This window comes from Methyloversatilis discipulorum (genome assembly GCF_000527135.1).
Classification (GTDB): domain Bacteria; phylum Pseudomonadota; class Gammaproteobacteria; order Burkholderiales; family Rhodocyclaceae; genus Methyloversatilis; species Methyloversatilis discipulorum.
Genome location: NZ_AZUP01000001.1, coordinates 1106473 through 1123916 on the forward strand (window position 1 = coordinate 1106473; position 17444 = coordinate 1123916).

The 17444-nt window shown below is 68.2% G+C and carries 18 protein-coding genes; 6 read left to right on the plus strand and 12 right to left on the minus strand.

Annotation, left to right across the window (positions count from 1 at the left end):
- Nucleotides 1-18: 18 nt before the first annotated feature.
- From METFAM1_RS0105025 to METFAM1_RS0105045, 5 genes are all read right to left on the minus strand, one after another.
- Nucleotides 19-582 carry a ferritin-like domain-containing protein gene (locus tag METFAM1_RS0105025; RefSeq protein WP_019918506.1) on the minus strand — a complete coding sequence of 188 codons (564 nt, stop codon included), beginning with the start codon at nucleotides 580-582 and terminating at the stop codon, nucleotides 19-21.
- A gap of 32 nt (nucleotides 583-614) precedes the next feature.
- Nucleotides 615-788, minus strand: coding sequence for a DUF1328 family protein (locus tag METFAM1_RS20520; protein WP_019918507.1), 174 nt, complete (start codon nucleotides 786-788; stop codon nucleotides 615-617).
- A 200-nt stretch (nucleotides 789-988) separates the two neighbouring features.
- A complete protein-coding gene (locus tag METFAM1_RS0105035) occupies nucleotides 989-1300 on the minus strand; it encodes a DUF2149 domain-containing protein (protein ID WP_019918508.1) in 312 nt (103 codons plus the stop codon).
- Nucleotides 1297-1842: a MotA/TolQ/ExbB proton channel family protein gene (locus METFAM1_RS0105040; protein ID WP_019918509.1), complete on the minus strand. Its 546-nt coding sequence runs from the start codon at nucleotides 1840-1842 to the stop codon at nucleotides 1297-1299. Before METFAM1_RS0105040 ends, METFAM1_RS0105035 begins: the two co-directional genes overlap by 4 nt.
- Before the next feature lie 30 nt (nucleotides 1843-1872).
- Nucleotides 1873-2859, minus strand: coding sequence for a tetratricopeptide repeat protein (locus tag METFAM1_RS0105045; protein WP_019918510.1), 987 nt, complete (start codon nucleotides 2857-2859; stop codon nucleotides 1873-1875).
- Nucleotides 2860-3024: 165 nt separating this feature from the next.
- Between METFAM1_RS0105045 and METFAM1_RS0105050 the strand changes: the two genes are divergently transcribed.
- Together METFAM1_RS0105050 and rnk are read left to right on the plus strand one after the other, a co-directional pair.
- On the plus strand, nucleotides 3025-3342 hold the full coding sequence (locus tag METFAM1_RS0105050) for a cupin domain-containing protein (protein WP_019918511.1): 318 nt from the start codon (nucleotides 3025-3027) through the stop codon (nucleotides 3340-3342).
- 364 nt (nucleotides 3343-3706) lie between these two features.
- Nucleotides 3707-4132 carry a nucleoside diphosphate kinase regulator gene (rnk, locus tag METFAM1_RS0105060; protein WP_019918513.1) on the plus strand — a complete coding sequence of 142 codons (426 nt, stop codon included), beginning with the start codon at nucleotides 3707-3709 and terminating at the stop codon, nucleotides 4130-4132.
- A 36-nt stretch (nucleotides 4133-4168) separates the two neighbouring features.
- On the opposite strand, the gene METFAM1_RS0105065 is transcribed toward rnk, so the two are convergent.
- The 3 genes from METFAM1_RS0105065 to METFAM1_RS0105075 all read right to left on the minus strand — a co-directional run bounded on the left by METFAM1_RS0105065 (nucleotide 4169) and on the right by METFAM1_RS0105075 (nucleotide 8051).
- The gene (locus tag METFAM1_RS0105065) at nucleotides 4169-5200 is read right to left on the minus strand and encodes a CobW family GTP-binding protein (RefSeq protein ID WP_019918514.1); all 1032 of its coding nucleotides are present in this window, start codon (nucleotides 5198-5200) and stop codon (nucleotides 4169-4171) included.
- A 371-nt stretch (nucleotides 5201-5571) separates the two neighbouring features.
- On the minus strand, nucleotides 5572-5766 hold the full coding sequence (locus METFAM1_RS0105070; protein ID WP_024300478.1) for a YbdD/YjiX family protein: 195 nt from the start codon (nucleotides 5764-5766) through the stop codon (nucleotides 5572-5574).
- A gap of 218 nt (nucleotides 5767-5984) precedes the next feature.
- Nucleotides 5985-8051 carry a carbon starvation CstA family protein gene (locus METFAM1_RS0105075; RefSeq protein ID WP_019918516.1) on the minus strand — a complete coding sequence of 689 codons (2067 nt, stop codon included), beginning with the start codon at nucleotides 8049-8051 and terminating at the stop codon, nucleotides 5985-5987.
- A 731-nt stretch (nucleotides 8052-8782) separates the two neighbouring features.
- Between METFAM1_RS0105075 and METFAM1_RS0105080 the strand changes: the two genes are divergently transcribed.
- Genes METFAM1_RS0105080 through METFAM1_RS0105090 form a run of 3 tightly spaced genes read left to right on the plus strand, consistent with a single transcriptional unit; the run spans nucleotide 8783 to nucleotide 12867 of the window.
- Nucleotides 8783-10132, plus strand: coding sequence for a cache domain-containing protein (locus METFAM1_RS0105080; protein WP_019918517.1), 1350 nt, complete (start codon nucleotides 8783-8785; stop codon nucleotides 10130-10132).
- A gap of 13 nt (nucleotides 10133-10145) precedes the next feature.
- A complete protein-coding gene (locus METFAM1_RS0105085; protein ID WP_019918518.1) occupies nucleotides 10146-10772 on the plus strand; it encodes a response regulator in 627 nt (208 codons plus the stop codon).
- 19 nt (nucleotides 10773-10791) lie between these two features.
- A complete protein-coding gene (locus tag METFAM1_RS0105090; RefSeq protein ID WP_019918519.1) occupies nucleotides 10792-12867 on the plus strand; it encodes an FUSC family protein in 2076 nt (691 codons plus the stop codon).
- A gap of 202 nt (nucleotides 12868-13069) precedes the next feature.
- Here METFAM1_RS0105090 and METFAM1_RS0105095 read toward each other — a convergent pair whose 3' ends face one another.
- From METFAM1_RS0105095 to METFAM1_RS0105115, 4 genes are all read right to left on the minus strand, one after another.
- Nucleotides 13070-13756 (minus strand): hypothetical protein, encoded by a 687-nt coding sequence (locus tag METFAM1_RS0105095; protein ID WP_019918520.1) that lies wholly within the window; start codon nucleotides 13754-13756, stop codon nucleotides 13070-13072.
- Nucleotides 13737-14435 carry a hypothetical protein gene (locus METFAM1_RS0105100; RefSeq protein WP_019918521.1) on the minus strand — a complete coding sequence of 233 codons (699 nt, stop codon included), beginning with the start codon at nucleotides 14433-14435 and terminating at the stop codon, nucleotides 13737-13739. The genes METFAM1_RS0105095 and METFAM1_RS0105100 overlap by 20 nt, the downstream gene beginning before the upstream one ends.
- A gap of 376 nt (nucleotides 14436-14811) precedes the next feature.
- Nucleotides 14812-15708 (minus strand): pyridoxamine 5'-phosphate oxidase family protein, encoded by an 897-nt coding sequence (locus METFAM1_RS0105110; protein ID WP_019918522.1) that lies wholly within the window; start codon nucleotides 15706-15708, stop codon nucleotides 14812-14814.
- Nucleotides 15709-15713: 5 nt separating this feature from the next.
- Entirely contained in the window at nucleotides 15714-16361 is a 648-nt protein-coding gene (locus tag METFAM1_RS0105115; protein WP_019918523.1) for a glutathione S-transferase family protein, read from the minus strand.
- A 124-nt stretch (nucleotides 16362-16485) separates the two neighbouring features.
- Here METFAM1_RS0105115 and METFAM1_RS0105120 point away from each other — a divergent pair, with 124 nt between their 5' ends.
- Nucleotides 16486-17397, plus strand: a complete 912-nt coding sequence (locus METFAM1_RS0105120; RefSeq protein ID WP_019918524.1) for a LysR family transcriptional regulator — start codon at nucleotides 16486-16488, stop codon at nucleotides 17395-17397.
- Nucleotides 17398-17444 lie beyond the last annotated feature (47 nt).

Genomic DNA, 17444 nt, shown 5'->3' on the forward strand with positions numbered 1-17444 from the left:
GGCGGATCGGAAGGCCGGTCAGCGTTCGAGCAGACCGGCCAGTTCATCGGCGTGCTCTTCCTCATCAACCAGGATGTCTTCGAGCAGACGCCGGGTGGTCGGGTCCTTGTCGGCAACGAGCGCGATCATCTGGCGGTAGGCTTCCACCGCCACCCGCTCGGCGAGTAGGTTGGCGCGCAGCATGGATTTCAGGTCGAGCGCCTCGTCGTAGGCGGCATGGCTGCGGTCAAGCAGACCTTCGGGACTGAAATCGGGCTCGCCACCGAGCTGCACGATGCGCGCGGCCAGGCGGTCGGCGTGCCCCGCCTCCTCGTTCGCATGCACCATGAATTCGGCGGCCACCGCCGGCGCGTTGAGTCCGGTCGCGGTGAAATGATGGCGCTTGTAGCGCAGCACACAGACCAGTTCGGTGGCCAGGGCGCCGTTGAGCAGTCGTACGATGTCGGCCGCCCAAGGGCTCATGGCCGGCGTGACGGCGCCATCCTGCATCTGCTGGTGGACGCGCTGCAATGCCGCGTGGTCAAGCTCGAGCGGACCCTTGGCGGGCGCCGTATCGGATAGCGGAAAGCTTGCGATGTTCATGAGATTCTCCTTGGCGTTTCAGCGCGCCGCGCTCAGTCGATTGCCTTGAGGCCCAGCAGACCGAGCACGAGCAGCACGACGAAAATGGCGACGAACACGAAGAACAGGATCTTCGCGATACCGGCCGCGCCGGCAGCGATGCCGGTGAAGCCGAACAGACCGGCGACGATGGATACGATCGCGAAAATGAGTGCCCACTTCAGCATGACAATCTCCTTGCGTGAGGGAAGTCGGTACCGGAGCGGAGGCTGTAGCGCCGCCGCTGCATGACCAAATCATGGGCGGACGGCGCCTTGAAGCGTATAGGTGATCGGGCAACGCCCTGTAGGCGCATCCCCGTGTCGTGTCGGTGTGGTCCGACGCGGGCAGGTGAGCGGCGGCGGCGGTGTGGGCGACTGCGGACGCCCTACTCCGGCACGTAGACGAGCGAGCCGTCCTCCATCAGGTAGGCAGTGCCGGCTTTGACGCCGCGGCCGGCGCCCGCCTCGCCCTCGCCACGGAAGCGGCTGAGCTGGTCGCCCTTCTTGACGACGATTTCCATGTCCGGCTGGCCGGCATTGCGGATCACGGTCAGGTCGCCGGCGGCGAAGGGGTTCAGCGGATGGCGTGCCACCGCGATCAGCAGCGCGGCGATGATGACCAGGAACACGTCGATCAGATTGACCACCGACAGGATGGGGTCGTCGTCCTCGGTGTCGTCGAGCAGGCGCGTTCTCATCGCGCCGGCTCCGTCGGCAGTGCGTGCGGCCGTTCGTGCAGGAACGGCTCGGTCGCCGCGCCGCCCGCGCGCTCGCGTTCTATCCGCAGCAGATCGGCGGCGTACCAGCGGCGCCGTACCTGAGCCACGGCATAGGTCATGGCCGAAGCGATCAGCGCCAGGATGACGGCCGAAAACGCAACGCCCAGCCCGCCCGACACCGCCGCCAGATTACCGTCGCCGAGCGCGGCCAGCGCCGGCCCCATCGGAATCATCGTGGCGACCAGACCGAGCAGTGGCGCCACGCGGGTGGCGATGCGCACGCATTCGAGTCGCTGCGCGGCGATCACTTCGAGTTCGCCGCTGCCGACGCGCGGGTCGGCGCGCACCACCTGGTTCAGTTCGAATCCGGCCGCCTGGCCGGCACGCCGCTGCATCGCCTGCACGACGAAGGCACCGAGCGCGAAGAAGGCGTACAGGAACAGCGCCGCGATGGCGACCAGCACCGGCGTCAGGAAGAACTGGCTGACGCCGTAAAGCGCGCCTTCAATCGATGAAGTCATGTCCGCTCCATATATATATGCACAAGGGATTCAGGCGGCGCGGCGCAGCGGCTGCGGCCGAAGCTGCGGCGCCGGTGCCGGCTCCGCAGCCGGGCGCTGCCGCAGCCGGGCGAGCGCGCCGGCAGCGAAGGCGGCCAGCAATGGCAGCAGCCAGAGTCGGTCCGGTGCGGGCTGCGTAACCGGCTGTGTCGTCACCTCGACCAGTCGGCGGCCAGCGGCGGGTGCCGCCTCGGGTGCCGGCGGTGCAGAGGGTGCCGACGGTGCTGTGGCCGGTTCCGGCGCCACAGTATCGGTGCCGCCGAGGCGCCGCGCGCGGACCGGCGCTGGCGCAGGCTCATCGACCCGGGCCACGGCCAGCTGGAAATCGGCAGCGGCGAGATCGGCGCTGGCATCAGCCGTCATCGCCGGCGCCGGCGCTTCGCCGACGCCCTGCCCGCTGCCGTCGCGCACCGCGGTGTGGTGGCCGGTGCGCAGGAACTCCTGCGCCGATTCATCGCCCTCGGCCGCCGCCTCACGGAACCAGCGCATCGCCTCCTCGACATTGCGTTCGACGCCACGCCCCTGGTAGAGCGCGGTGGCGTAGTGCATCTTGCCCAGCGGTCCGTAGTAGGGGTCGCCGCTGGTCGCCGCCCGCAACAGCATTTCGGTGGCCTTGACCGGGTCCTGCGGCACGCCCTGCCCGTTCTCGTACATCAGCGCCTTCCAGATCAGCGCACCGGTGTAGCCAGCCGCGATGCACTTGTCGAACACCTTGTTCGCCGTTTCGTGGTCGCCGCACTTGGACAGCAGGTAACCGGCCGCGCAGCTGACCGGCCCGGCCGGCTGCGACGCCGCGTACTGCAGCGACAGCTCACCGACCGCGTGGTGGAGATCGTCCGGCGAGGCTGGCTGCATCGCACCGCCGCAGAACCGGTTGCCCTCGTCGGCGATCAGCGGCGGTGCCACCAGCAGCGCGCAGACGGCGAAGCAGACAGGCAGCAGGCGATCACCTCTGCGCCGGCGGGTTGAAGCACTCATGCAGAAACTCCCGGAACGGACCGGGACAGAATCTAGGCTTCGCGACGCTCCGGGTCGTGCGCAATATCAATCCGGAATGACGGGCAAAGTCCACGGCGGGCACTGCGGCCGCCGACTGCAACGAAAGGCGGCACACTTGCGGCTTGTCTTCCGCGGAGATCCGTCATGCTGGTCAACAAGGCCGCCACCCGCAGCTGGGCCGCCACCGATTTCCCGGGCATCGAACGCAGCCTGTTCCGCAACACCGAGCACGGCGGTCGCGCCTCATTCGTCCGGCTGGCGGCCGGCAGCCGCTTTCCACGGCACACGCATCAGGGTGGCGAGGAGGTGGTGGTGATCGCCGGGCGGGTGAGCATCGGCGGTGTCGAGATGGAGGCTGGCGACTACCTGTACACCGAGGCCGGCGAGGAACACGACGTCGTGGCGCTGAGCGACGCCGTCATCTTCGTGTCGTCGCAGAAACCGACGCCGCTGGTCGAGTGAGGCGCGCGGCTTGCCGCTGGCGCACATCGATGTTACGGTCCGTCCCTTCGCACGCAAACATTGTCTCGCTCCCGTGAACGCTTCGCGCACCTTCGTCCAGCCGAACCCGACCGCAGCCCTGCTGCGCGCCGGCACTCGTCTGTCGTGCGCGGCGCTGGCGCACCGACTGCATGAGGTGAGCGCCTGCGAGACTGACCCGGCGACCGTCTGTAGCTAAGCTGTACCAGACCGTCGCCGCCTGACGGGCGCGCGTGCCCGACACCGGCCCCTTCCGGCCACTTTTCCCGAATTCCCGCCGCGCTGCGCAGCGATGCGCCACGCGGCTGCTCGTCCTTGCGGCGGGCTTTGCACGAGGACCGAACACATGACCAATAAGCTGAACACCAAGCCCAACATCACGCTGACCGAACTGGACGCCGACCGCCTCGACGCGCTGCTGTCCACGCTGCCCGCGCGCAACATGCCGGGGCGCGACGCACTGGCCGCCGAACTGCTGCGCGCCGACATCGTGCCGTCGCGCGAAGTGCCGCCCGACGTGGTGACCATGCATTCCACCGTGCGCTTCAGCATCGCACCGGCCAATGAGACGCAGAGCCTGACGCTGGTGTTTCCGCGCGAAGTGGGCGATGGCGATGGCCGCGTATCGGTGCTGGCACCGGTGGGCAGTGCGCTGCTCGGACTGAGCGAAGGCGACGAGATCGACTGGCCGGGACCGAGCGGTGGCACGCTGCGCGTGCGCATAGACAAGGTGGTGTACCAGCCCGAACGGGCCGGCGATTTCGCGCGCTGAGCAGCGCCGGCGTCCGCTAGGCGGGCGCCAGACGCGTCAGGCCGCTGCGGCCGCCGGTGCCGCGACGGTGGCGAGAAAGCGGGCGCGCAGGACTTCCGCAGGCAGGTGGCGGCCGATCAGCACGACGCGACTCATGCGCGCCTCCCCTGCTTCCCACGGCCGGCCGTAGTCGAAGCCGGCGATGCGGTGCACGCCCTGGAAGATGAGACGCCGGTTTTCGCTCTCGATCGACAGGATGCCCTTGTAGCGCAGCAGATCGACCGAGTGTTCGTTGATCAGCGTGTCGACGAAGGCGGACACGCGCTCCAGGTCGAGCGGCGCTTCGCATTCGAGCAGCAGCGAGCCGACCGCGTCATCCCACGACTTGCGCGCCATGCCGGCGATGCCTGAGATCGCGCGCGGCGACACCGGGTGCCAGCCGCGCACCGGCAGTCCGCGTTCGTCCAGCGAAAAACCCTTGATCGAAAAAAGGTCGCGCCAGCTTTCGTCGGCACTGCCGGCGACGATGAGCGGTGCGCGTGCATTGACGCGCTGCAGCCGCGTACAGAGTTCGTACAGCGCTTCCGGCGTCACCAGATCGGCGTGCGAAATGAGCAGCCGGTCGGCGAACGCCACCTGTGACGCAGCCACCCGCTCGCGGCGGAACTGGCCGTCGAAATGCACCGCGTCGACCACGGTAACGACGCCGTCCAGCCGGTAACGCTCGCGCAGCCGGGCGTCGTTGAAAAAGGTCTGCACCACAGGCGCCGGATCTGCCAGGCCGGTGGTTTCGACGATGAGGCGGTCGAAGGCCAGATCGCCCGCGTCGCGCCGGGCCAGAAGGCCGGCCAGCGCGTCGCCCAGTTCGCCCTGCACGGTGCAGCAGATGCAGCCGTTCGACAGTTCGACCACCGACACCGCGGCGCGGTCGAGCAGCGCGCCGTCGATGCCGGCGGCGCCGAACTCGTTCTCGACCACGGCGATGCGCTGGCCGTGGTTGGCGGCCAGCAGGCGATTCAGCAGCGTGGTCTTGCCGGCGCCGAGGAATCCGGTCAGCAGAGTGACCGGGATGGATTCATGAGGGGTCATCGAGACTCTCTCCAAAAAAGATGCCGGGGAAGGCTCGCGCCGACCCCGGCCAATAGGAGGAGGGTGGTACATCGGTGAAAGCCTTCGTCATCATCGACGCCGGCCTAGGGTCTGTTGCCATTGAATCGCGGGCCGCGCGCGATTCCCGATGCGTCCAGATCAAGGCGGGCCGACGCCGGCTGACTGGCCGTCAGGCCAGGAGGCCCAACGCGGAGCTGGGCGCATCGGGACTCGCGCCCTTCGGGTTTGCAGCGTGCGAGGCACGGACTGCGTTGCGCTCCTTGTCGAGACGGCCAGTCTCGACTTCGTCGCACGCCTTGCCCGTGCCTCGCGCGCTGCAAACGCGGTTCGTGATTCAATGGCAACAGACCCTAGCAACATTTACCGGAGGCGCCGCCGAAGCGCGCCTCCTGGCGTTCACGGAAAAATTCTTCATACGTCATGGGCACCTGGTCCGGGTGCTTCATGCGCATGTGCTGGACATAGGTATCGTAGTCCGGCAGTCCGACCATGAGTCGGGCAGCTTGCCCGAGGTATTCACCCATGCGCGCGAGGTCCTTGAACATGGCGGCGCCCTCAGTGCATGCCCTGCCCGCCACGCGCCCGCAGGATGAGCAGGCGCGCGGCAGACACGACGGTCAGCCCTTGTGAGGCAGACCATCGACCGGAGGACATGTTCATACGCATCACGGAAACGGAGCGCCGCGCCGCCCGCAGGGCCGCCCCAAGGGCAGGCGCAGCCCCCTCGGGGGGCAGCGAACGCAGTGAGCGTGGGGGTCTCATTTCAAGCTTTGACGGTCTCGCCATGCACGCCGTGGTGCGTTTCGCGCACCGTCGGGTGTTCGTGACGAAGGGCCTGCAGCACCTTGCGGATGCCGAAGAAGGTGATCGACAGCACGACCAGCACGAACATCGACGCCAGCGCCGCATCGACGTAGTCGTTGAAGATGACCTGCTGCATCTGTTCGATGCTCTTGGCCGGCGCCAGCACTTCGCCGTTCTCGGCGGCGGCGCTGAACTTGGCGGCGTGCGCGAGGAAGCCGATCTTCGGGTTGTCGCTGAACACCTTCTGCCAGCCGGCGGTCAGCGTGCAGGCGAGCAGCCACACGGTGGGCAGCACGGTCACCCACATGTAGCGCTGCTTCTTCATCTTCACCAGCACCACGGTGGCCAGCACCAGCGCCACGGCTGCCAGCATCTGGTTGGCGACGCCGAACAGCGGCCACAGCGTGTTGATGCCGCCCAGCGGATCGACCACGCCCTGGTAGAGGAAATAGCCCCAGGCGGCGACGCACAGGCCGGTGGCGACCAGGTTGGGAATCAGCGCCTCGGTGCGCTTGAAGGCCGGCACGAAGCTGCCCATCAGGTCCTGCAGCATGAAGCGTCCGGCCCGCGTGCCCGCATCGACCGCGGTCAGGATGAACAGCGCTTCGAACAGGATGGCGAAGTGGTACCAGAAGGCCATCATGCCCTGCCCGCCGATCACCTGATGCAGGATGTGCGCCATGCCGACCGCCAGCGTCGGTGCGCCGCCGGCACGCGAAATAATGGTCGATTCGCCGACGTCGGCTGCGGTCTGCGTCAGCACCTCCGGCGTCACGACGAAGCCCCACTGCGAAATCACGGTGGCCGCTTCCTGCGCCGTCTTGCCGATCAGCGCCGCCGGGCTGTTCATCGCGAAATAGACGCCCGGATCGATGACCGAGGCAGCGACCAGCGCCATGATGGCAACGAAGGACTCCATCAGCATGCCGCCGTAACCGATCAGCGGCGCGTCGGTTTCGCGGTCCAGCAGCTTGGGCGTGGTGCCCGACGAAATCAGCGCATGGAAGCCGGACACCGCACCGCAGGCGATGGTGATGAAGAGGAAGGGGAACAGATTGCCCGACCACACCGGGCCGCTGCCGTCGATGAACTGGGTGACGGCCGGCATCTGCAACTGCGGCGCAACGATGAAGATGCCCAGCGCCAGACCGACGATGGTGCCGATCTTCAGGAAGGTCGACAGGTAGTCGCGCGGCGCCAGCAGCAGCCACACCGGCAGCACCGATGCGATGAAGCCGTAGCCGATCAGCATCCAGGTCAGTTCGGTGCCGTCGAAGGTGAACATCGGGCCCCACACCGGATCGGCCGCGACCTGGCCGCCGACCACGATGGCTGCCATCAGCAGCAGGAAGCCCACCACCGAAATCTCGCCGATCTTGCCCGGGCGGATGTAGCGCATATACACGCCCATCAGGATGGCGATCGGGATGGTCGCTGCCACCGTGAAGGTGCCCCACGGCGAATGCGCCAGCGCCTTGACGACGATGAGCGCCAGCACGGCGAGGATGATGACCATGATCATGAAGGCGCCGAACAGCGCGATCACGCCCGGCACCTCGCCCAGTTCCGACTTGATCAGGTCGCCCAGCGAGCGGCCGTCGCGACGGGTCGAGATGAACAGCACGATGAAATCCTGCACCGCGCCGGCGAACACGACGCCGGCGAGAATCCACAGCATGCCCGGCAGATAGCCCATCTGCGCCGCGAGCACCGGCCCGACCAGCGGTCCGGCGCCGGCGATGGCGGCGAAGTGGTGGCCGAACAGGATGTTGCGATGGGTCGGCACGTAGTCGAGGCCGTCGTTCTTGGCCCAGGCCGGGGTGATGCGCTTGCCGTCGACTTCGAGCACGCGGTAGGCGATGAAGCGAGCGTAGAAGCGGTAGGCGATGAAGTACACCGATATCGCCGCCAGCACGATCCACAGCGCGCTGATCGTTTCACCGCGCGACAGTGCGACCACGCCCAGCGACGCGGCGCCGAGCAGCGAGAGCGCCGCCCAGCCCAGTTTCGGAAGAAGGTTGTTCATGTGTCTCCTCTCGGGTGCGACCGGTGAACCCGGCCTGCCGACCGCCTCTTTGCGGCCTGCCCGGAGTATGGTTTTCATACAAGACCTGCCGCATCGGGGGCACTACGCAGACGGCGTCCGTGAAAACACGTAGGGGAAAACCCGGGGCGGTCGTGTTGCTGGAGCGGAAAGTTCTGTGGGAGGGGTCTTCTGACCCCGACTGTGACCTGAATCGAAGCCTGAGGACCGCAGCGGCGGTGTTGCGGCCAAGGCCGCTCCCACAGGGATCTCGCCTAAGCCGGAGCCGGGGTTCTGTGGGCGGGGTCTTGACCTCGACAGCGGCCTGTATCGACGCATGCAGATTGCAGCGGCCGTGTCGCGGCCAAGGCCGCTTCCACAGGGATCGCGCCCGAACCGTGGCCTGAGCCTGGGTTCTGTGGGAGGGGTCTTCTGACCCCGACAGCGGCCTGTATCAAAGCCTGCAGATCGCAGCGGCCGTGTCGCGGCCAAGGCCGCTCCCACAAGGATCTCGCCCGAACTGTGGCCTGAGCCTGGATTCTGTGGGAGGGGTCTTGACCCCGACAGCGGCCTGAGCCGAAGCCTGGGTTCTGTGGGAGGGGTCTTCTGACCCCGACAGCGGCGGTGACCAGGCAGACCGTCCTGCCCCCTCTGACACCAACGTGACCGGAGGACCGCTCATTTCGTCCCCGGCGCAGGCCTTATCATTCCATTTCCGCCCTCCGCCCTGCCCCATGCAACTTCGCCTCAAATTCGTGCTGCTGGCCATCGTGCCGCTGCTGCTCGCCATCGCGGCGGTGGCGGCGGTGGTGAAGCTGCAGTCGCAGGCGCTGACCGATGCCGAGCACGCCATCGTCGAACCGGCGCTGATGGATTCGCGCCGGCACGAACTGCAGAACTACGTGACGCTGGCGCTGGCCAGCATCGCCCACCTCGCCAGACGTGACGATCCCGCGGCACGCGACGAGGCGCTGCGCGTGCTGCGTCAGCTGGAATTCGGCAACGACGGTTACTTCTTCGTCTATGACCTGTCGGGCCAGGTGCTGATGCATCCGCGCCAGCCCGATCTGGTGGGGCAAAACCTGTGGGAGCTGCGCGATCCGCAGGGCCGGCCGACCATACAGAACCTGGTGTCCCGCGCACGCGAGGGCGGCGGCTTCGTCGATTTCATCTGGCAGCGCCCCTCCACCGGCCGCATCGAGAACAAGCTGGGCTATGTCGCCACCGTGCCGCAGTGGGGATGGATGGTCGGCACCGGCCTCTACACCGACGACATCGTCGCCGCGCGCGAGCGGATCGACCGCCAGGCGCGCGTCGCCATCCGCAACACCATGGGCGTGATCGCCGGCATCGCGGTGGTGGCGACGCTGCTGGTCGCGCTGGCCGGGCTGGCGCTGAACGTGTCGGACCGTCGCGACGCCGAACTGAAGATGCGCGAACTGGCCCGCCAGGTCGTGCGCTCGCAAGAGAACGAGCGGGCGCGCGTGGCCGGCGAACTGCACGACGGCGTCAGCCAGAGCCTGGTGTCGGTCAAGTTCCTGCTCGAATCGGCGCAGGCGCGGCTCGACCAGCCGGCCGCCGACGCGCTCGACGCCGCCCGTCGCACGCTGGCCCGCGGCGTCGCCGGCGTCGAAGAGGTGCTGGGCGACGTGCGGCGCATTTCGCACGGCCTGCGTCCGACCATGCTCGATACGCTGGGTCTGGTGCCGGCGATGAAGCAGGTGGTGGATGAGTTCGCGCAGCGCAGCGGCGTGGTGGTCGACATGCAGGCCGACGCCGACATCGTCGCGCCGGGCGACGCCGGCACTGCGCTGTTCCGGCTGCTGCAGGAGGCGCTGAACAACGTCGAGCGCCACGCGCACGCCAGCCGGGTCGAACTGCGGCTCGGCCGCGAGCCGGGCGCCATCGTGCTCAGCGTGCGCGACGACGGTCGCGGTTTCGACGTCGATGCGGTCTCGGCATCGCCGCGGCGCGGTCTCGGCCTGAGCAGCATGCGCGAGCGCGTCGAGGCGCTGGGCGGCCGCTTCGACCTCTCTTCCAGCGGCTCCGGTACCCTGCTCTCCGCCCGACTGCCCGTCACCTGACCCGCTGCGCACCATGACCGCACCGTTCCGCCTGCTGCTCGTCGATGATCACCCGCTGGTGCGCGACGGCCTGCGCGCGCGGCTGGAAACGGTGGACCGCTTCGCCGTCGTCGCCGAAGCCGGCAATGCGGCCGAAGCGCTCGATGCAGTGCGCCAGCACGCACCGGACTGCGTGCTGATGGACATTTCGATGCGCGACATCCACGGCATCGAACTGACGCGCCGGCTGCATCAGAGTGCGCCCGACCTGAAGGTGATCATGCTCACCATGCACGACGAGCCGCAGTACGTGATCGAAGCCTTCCGCGCCGGCGCGCGCGGCTATGTGCTGAAGGACAGCCCGTCGGCCGAAATCATCGCGGCGATTGATGCGGTCTGTGCCGGCCAGCGCTGGTTCAGCGCGCGTGTGGCCGACGCGCTGGTCAGCGCCAGCCTGCCCGAGCCCGAACTGACGCCGCGCGAGCGCGACGTGCTCGACCTGATCGCCGACGGCCTCGGCAACAAGGAAATCGCCACCCGGCTCGACCTGTCCGTCCGCACGGTCGAAAGCCACCGCATCAACATCAAGCGCAAATTCGAACTGGACAGCAGCGCCGCGCTGATGAAGTTCGCAATGGAGCGCCGCCGCGACCGCGGCTGACCACCCTGCCCCCTGATCCATGTTGCGTCGTTTCGCCCACCGCATCACCCGCAGCCCCCTGCTCGCACGCCAGCTGCGCAACCATCACGCACTGAGCGGCGCCGGCTGCTCGCTTGGCGTGGCACTGGTCGCATTGCTCGCCTGGACCGTCGCCGACACCCGTGTCGCGATCGCGATGGCTGCCGGCGCGCTGGTAGTCAGCCTGACCGACATTCCGGCGCCACGTCGCAACAAGCTGCCGCTGCTGCTGGCCAACCTGATCCAGATGCCGGTGGTCGCCCTGCTGGTGCTGGCCACCCACGACACGCTGCCACTGTTCGCGGCGGCGATCCTGCTGATCGCCTTTGCCTCGGGCATGGCCACCGCGTGGGGCAAGCCCGGCCTGCCGCTGGGCTACGGCATGATGATGACGATGGCGTTCACGATGGCCCAGCCCGATCTGCCGCCGCGCGAGCAGGCGGCGCATCTGGCGCTGCAGTTCGCCGGCGGCCTCTGCTATCTGCTCTACGCGCTGCTGATGGCGCGCCTGACCGACACCGCGATGCGCCGCCGCGCGGTCGTCGACGCGCTGTATGCCTTCGCCGATTATGTGCGCGGCAAGGCGGCGCTGTTCAACGCGGCCAACGACCTCGACGCGGTCTATGCGGAGCTGGTGCGCCGGCAGGCCGCGTTCGCCGAGCGGCTGCAAACGGCGCGCGATTTCGTGTTCGTCGACCGCTGCACACCGGAACAGCAGGCGCTGACCAACGGCCTGCTGGCGCTGATCGACGCGCACGAGGCGGTGCTGGCCAGCCAGGGCGATTACGCGCCGCTGCGCGACGCCTTCGGCGATCACCGCGTCATGCACCTGCTGGCGGCGATGACGCACGCCGCGGCCGACGACGTACTGCGTCTCGCCCACGGCGGCCTGTCGGGCAGCCGGCCGGTGCTCGACGACACGCCGTACCGCAACACGCGCCCGGCGCTGGAGCGGGAGGTCGCGGCGCTGTCGGCCGATCCGGCACTGGACCGCAGCGCCGCCATCGCAGTACTTGAAGCCGGCCGGCGCAAGCTGCTCGGCGCCATCGACGGCCTGCGTCGCGTCGACCGAGCGCTGCGCGAACCGGTGCAGGTCGACGACGAAGACATGAGCCGCCTGCTGTCGCGCTCCAGCTTCGCGCCGCGCGCGCTGCGCGACGAATTCCGGCTCGATTCGCCGGTGCTGCGCTACGCGCTGCGGCTCACGCTGGCGATGGCCGCGGCATTGGCGCTGTCGCGCTGGCTGCCCTGGGCGGGCCATGGCTACTGGATACTGCTGACCGTGTCGCTGGTCATGCGCGCCAGCTTCAGCCAGACCCGCCAGCGCCAGACCGACCGCATGATAGGCAATGCGCTGGGCTGTCTGTTCGTGGCTGTCATCCTGCATCTGGTGTCGGCGCCGGCGGTGCTGCTGGGCATCGTGTTCGTCTGCATCGGCATCGCGCACGCCTTCATCACGGTGCGCTACCGCGTCACCGTGACCGCTGCCTGCGTGATGGCGCTGCTGCAACTGCACCTGATCGCACCCGGCAGCTTCCACATTTCCGAGCGCTTCTTCGACACCGTCGTCGGCGTTGCCGTCGCCTGGCTGTTCAGCCGCGTACTGCCGAGCTGGGAACGCGACAGCGTCACCGCGCTGGCCGCCCGCCTGATCAGTGCGCTGCGCGAATACGTCGAACTGGCGCTGACGCCGGACACCCGCGACATGCACTACCGGCTCGCCCGCCGCCACGTGCAGGAGGCGCTCGGCACGCTGTCCGACGCCGTCGTGCGCATGCGCGACGAGCCCGCTTCGCAGCAGCAGCCGCTGGCCACACTGAACGTACTCACCACGCGCGGCTATCTGCTGCTCGCCCACATCGCCGCCGCACGCCGGCTGAGCGCCCGGCCCGACGTGTCGAACGCCGGAGAGCAGCTCTCCGCCGCACGCCGCGAACTGGGCGCGCTGCTCGCTGCAAGCCCGACAGATGATCGGACCACGGCTGCGTCCGACCCGCTGTCGCGACGTCTGGATGCCGCCCGTGCCGATGCGCAGGCCGTGGTGAGCGCGGCCCGGACGCTGGGGGCCGCAAGCTAGAACGACAGCGCCGGACCGCCGCCACTTGTCGGGGTCAGAAGACCCCTCCCACAGAACCCCGGCTCCGGCTCGGGCCACAGGTCTGGCGCATGACTCCTGTGGGAGGGGTCTTCTGACCGCGACGCGGCCGCTGCAGTCCGCCGGCTTCGATCCAGGCCGCTGTCAGGTCAGAACATCCCGGCTCCAGCAGCCGGCACAAGAGTTACTGAGCTTCCCACCATTTCTGCGTTTTCTCGCGGTCAAATGCGGGCAGCACCTGCTTCCGGACTTCAGTTTCGGCCAGCGCCGGGAACTGCGTCCGGAATCGCGCAAGATCCGACTCATAGGCGTCGCGCACCTCGACTTCCCAAGTCGATGTACTCCACCCGGTCACCGCCTGATCGAGCAGCGGAGCAACGGGCCCTGCGCGAAACTCGTTACCGACGCGCTCACGCGTGCGCGCCTCGATGCGCCCCAGATAGACCACCGTATTGGGTTCGACCTTGATGTCCGCAAGGATGGGCAATGCGAAGTAGCCGGGGAAGATCGCCATGCCACCGCCACCGCTGAATCCATGGAACGAGTACTGCCCGGGTTCCAGATCGACGCGCACGAGGTAGTCCTCGCCATCGGGTCCAACAGAGGTCGCGTCGGCGTCGAACATGAAATTCAGCCGGTCTTCCTGGTTCTTCGCACCGGGTTTCTCGACGTGAGCCACGCGCGGAAAAGGCGTAATGCTCGGCTTGGCGTCATGAGACATGCGCAATGTCATCAGCAGCAGTGACTTCGATGACACGTCGACGGCGGGCGTGTCCTTGGCGACCGGCATTTTCATCGGTGTTGCGCAGGCAGCGAGCAGCACGGTGGCGAGCACGGCCAGAACGGTACGGCTAACGATCGGGAAGGTCATGGGTGGCGTCGTGTGTCGTGGAAGAAATGGAATCTGTTGTCGCTGGCGACACATCGGGGCTCGAAAGGCGCCGATTGAGCGATGCAGCGGCCTTCTCGAATGCGGCGAGGACAGCGGCTTCTACACTCGCCTCGCGTGCTTCCGGGTCGTAGGGCACGAACTCGAAACCGGCGAACTCGAGGTCGCCGACGCGCCCCTCGACACTGGCCAGCACAAGCGCCTTCTCGCGTCCTTTCTCGATGCCGTCGATCAGTGCCGAGGCGATCAGACCGCCCAACAGTCCCGCCGCTGGCGAGGTGCCCGGCGGAACGCTGCGCATGCCTGCAACCGTTGCCTCCGGCGCGGCGCTCGGAGCCGCCATGACCCTCACCTTGACCGTGGCCCGGGTCATCACGATGTTGGAGCAGATTGCGCGCGCGCCAACGGCATCGAGCAGATAGCCCTGCAGTGCCTGCGCAAGTGGCGGAGCGAAGGCGGCGTCGCGAAGATTGATTTCGATGGGACCGAGATCATGGGTCGCCATGACACCGACCGGCTCTTGCGGCACGCCGGTCTCGCTGCGCGTCACGCTCAGCGGAATCGGAAAGGCCGGCATCGGCGGTGGTTGGCGCGTCGCGCACGCTGCGAGCAGACAGAGCAGCATGCAGCTGAAGACGGAACGGATGAAGGCGTGGATCATCGACCCTGTTCGGATCGAACGACGACGTCATCGCCGGATCCCTGATTGAATAGTCGGCGCGAATGCTAGCAGCCGTACCGGTTCATCCCGGACGCCCTCATCCATTTGCATGAAGATTTGATAAATATTGTGAAACATCGGCCCGGTGTATGGAGCCCGCCGCCCAGCACGCGCGGCACCGTGCCGTCGCCGCTGTCGGGGTCAGAAGACCCCTCCCACATAATCCTGGCCCTGGCTCAGGTCGTGAATCGGGCGCACCGCCCCTGTAGGACCGGTCTTCTGACCGCGACGCGGCGGGTGCTGGCCGCCGGCTTCGATCCGAGGCGCAATCGCGAGCAAGCTCGCTCCCACCAAGCTTTGCGCCTCCATTGCGTTGCTACGTCTGATCGGCGCTCATAGACCACTCGAGCGGCAAGCCGCGTGGCACGCGCAGCGCACCGGTCACGGTCAGACGGAGCAGTCGCTGCGCCCCCGGGTGGGCATCGACTTCGTCGCCGTCCCACACGATCTCGGCACGCGCACTCACGTGCAGCAGGTCGCCGCTGTCGAAGTCGATGAACAGCAGGCCGGCGCGCGGTTCGAGCAGCAGGTTGCCCAGCGTGTTGAAGAAGAAGTTGCCGGCGTAGTCAGGCAGGGTGAGCACGTCGCCGGTGCCGAGCGACACGAATCCGGGCTCGCCGCCGCGGTGCGACACATCGACGCCGTCGGCATGCGCGCTGGCGATGAACAGCGTGTCTGCGGACGCGATCAGTGCGCGCGCCGCGTCGTCGAGAACGGCGAGCGGCTGCGGCGCCCCCGGCCTGCCCTCGTCGGAGTAGAAGGCTTCACGCGTGCGGATGTACTTCGGGCAGTTGCCGAAGCTCTGCTCCACCTCGACGTCGAAGCCGGCCTCACCGACGCGGGCGACGCGACCGTTCATCCGGTTGCGCCGCCGCGTATGCGGCTGGATGCCGAGCAGACCGAGCGCGGCGCCGTCGCGCAGATGCGCCGCCAGCGGACTGCCGGCCGGCGGCCGCGCATCAACGTGCAAGCTGCGCGGATCGGGCGACCGCACGAAGCCCGGCGGCCCGTGCAGCACCGACGCCCAGGGCTGGCCATCGGCGTCGACGCTGCCAACGATCAGGAAGGGCAGCAGCGCGAAGAAGTCACGGTGCTGCTCCGGCATGTGGTCGCGGATGACGCGCGCGCCGATGTCGGCCATGCGCTGCTGCATGCCGGCACGCGCTTGCAGCGCGCGCTCGCCGTCGTGGAAGGGGTCGCCAGCGGTTTTCATGGCGATCAGGCGCGCAGGCCGACCTTGCTCACCGGCATCGCGACGAAGCCGGGCAGCGCTTCGACGCGGGCGAGCCAGGCGCGCACGTTCGGGTAGTCGTCGAGCGACACATTGCCTTCCGGTGCATGCGCCACATAGCTGTACACCGCGACATCAGCCAGCGTCGGCGCCGTGCCGACCAGCCAGTCGCGGCCGGCCAGTTCGCCGTCCATCACGGCGAGCAGGCGGTGCGCGCGGGCGATCACCTCCTGCGTGTCGAACTGGGCGCGGAACAGCGTGACCAGCCGTGCGGCGGCCGGGCCAAAGGCGACCGGGCCGGCTGCGACGGTGAGCCAGCGCTGCACCTCGGCCTGGCCGGCCGGGTCCTGCGGCAGCCAGCGGCCGGGGGCGTAGCGCTGCGCCAGATAGACCAGGATGGCGTTGGAATCGGCGATGACGGTGGCACCGTCCTCGATCACCGGTACCTGGCCGAAGCAGTTCTTCGCCAGGAAGGCCGGCGTCTTCTGCTCGCCGCCGGCCAGATCGACCTGGCGGAATTCGTAGGGCAGGCCGAGCAGTTCGAGGAACAGCTCGGCACGGTGGCTGTGGCCGGACAGCTTGAAGCCGTGCAGCACGATGGGGGCATCCGGGCGGAGGGTGGCGGTCAGCGTCATTACAGGCTCCTTGCGTTGGGTTGGGCGTCGGGTGGCGACGTGATGCAGTATCCGCAATCCATACCCGGCAATAAATGGGGCGATACGGATAACACTCTTCCACTTTGCGCAGTAATATCCGGGCATGGACACCCTCAGGGCCATGCGCACCTTCGTCGACATCGCCGAGCACGGCAGCCTGACCGCGGCCGCGCGTGCGCTCGACTGTTCGCTGCCCGCGGTCGTGCGCACGCTGGCCGCGCTGGAGGCCCATCTCGGCGTGCGCCTGTTGAACCGCACGACGCGTCGCATCGCGCTGACCGACGAGGGCCGCAGCTATCTCGAAAGCTGTCGCCAGGTGCTGTCGGCGGTGCAGGACGCCGAGGACGCGCTGAAGGAAGGCGCGACCGAGCCGTCGGGGCCGATCACGCTGACCGCGCCAGTTCAGTTCGGCCAGATGTATGTCGCGCCGGCGGTCACCCGTTTCGCGCTGCGCCATCCGCGCGTGAAGCTGCGCGTGCTGCTGCATGACCGCGTCGTGAACATGCTGGAGGAGAGCATCGATGTCGGCGTACGTATCGGCGCACTCGACGATTCGGGCCTGATCGCACGCCCACTCGGCACCATCCGCCGCGTCGTCGTCGCCAGCCCCGCCCTGCTCGCCGCGCACGGCGAACCGCAGCACCCGGACGCGCTGCGCGGCGCGCCCTGTGTCCGCTTTACCGGCGCCTCCAGCTTCGCGTGGAGCTTTCACGTCAATGGCCGCGCGATGACCGTGCCGGTGGCCGGCAACCTCGAGTTCAACCACATCGCACCCGCGGTCGACGCCTGCGCGGCGGGCGCCGGCTTCGGCCTTTTCCTGAGCTACCAGGTCAGGCCGCAACTGGCGCGCGGCGAACTGCGCGTCGTGCTGCGCGATTTCGAGCCGCCGCCGCGCCCGGTCAGCATCGTCTATCCGCACGCCCGGCTGCTGCCCGGCCGCACGCGTCTGCTGGTGGACTGGCTGGCGCGCGAGCTCGGCAGCGACAGCACGGCCTTTGCGCCGGAGCCGGCGTGACCTACGCATGCCCTGCCGGTCGCGGCACAATGTCTGAACTTACCGGC